The 289-nt window shown below is 64.7% G+C and carries 1 protein-coding gene; it reads left to right on the top strand.

Going from position 1 to position 289, the window contains the following annotated elements; translation table 11 throughout:
- Nucleotides 1-289, top strand: a 289-nt coding sequence (locus tag EN852_RS39705) for a TetR/AcrR family transcriptional regulator (RefSeq protein WP_135879967.1), incomplete at both ends; no start/stop codon positions are given.

Genomic DNA, 289 nt, shown 5'->3' with positions numbered 1-289 from the left:
CCAGACGATCTGGAATTCCGGCTATACCGCAGCCGGCGTCCGCGACATCGTTGCGGCGGCCGGAGCACGGCCGGGCTCGTTCACCAACCATTTTGCCTCCAAGGAAGACTTCGCCGGCGAGGTGCTGGAACGCTACTTCGCCTATGTCAGCGGCCTGGTGGAAAGCGCACTGGCGCGTGACGGCACGCCGCCCATCGGCAGGCTTCGCCGCTATCTCGACGTCATCACCTCGAAGCTCGAGGCGCATGATTGGGCGCGCGGCTGCATGATCGGCAATCTCAGCCTGGAA

The sequence above is a fragment of the Mesorhizobium sp. M2E.F.Ca.ET.209.01.1.1 genome (genome assembly GCF_004010375.2).
In the GTDB taxonomy this organism is placed as follows: Bacteria; Pseudomonadota; Alphaproteobacteria; order Rhizobiales; family Rhizobiaceae; genus Mesorhizobium.
Note: the sequence above shows the minus strand (reverse complement) of the source record. Positions and strands in the feature narration are given on the sequence as shown.